Genomic DNA, 220 nt, shown 5'->3' on the forward strand with positions numbered 1-220 from the left:
ATCTTCCACTAGTTTTAATAGCTGGTATAGCAGCTGGTGGTTTATGGGCAGCAGTACCAGGATATCTTAAAGCAAAGATGGGAACAAACGAAGTTATAAACTCAATAATGATGAACTATATAGCAATGTATGTTGCAAACTTTATAATTCTTAGAACATCTTTTGGAGTTCAAGGAAAATCAGCATCACCACTTATAAAAGAAAGTGCTAGAATTGGTAG

At 34.5% G+C, this 220-nt stretch carries 1 protein-coding gene; it reads left to right on the plus strand.

All coding sequences use genetic code 11. From position 1 onward, the window contains the following. Positions 1 to 220: ABC transporter permease subunit (locus OCU55_RS23905; RefSeq protein ID WP_427847096.1), on the plus strand; the 220-nt coding region annotated here is incomplete at both ends.

Origin of the sequence: Clostridium folliculivorans (assembly GCF_024341905.1) — a bacterium.
In the GTDB taxonomy this organism is placed as follows: Bacteria; Bacillota; Clostridia; order Clostridiales; family Clostridiaceae; genus Clostridium_AR; species Clostridium_AR folliculivorans.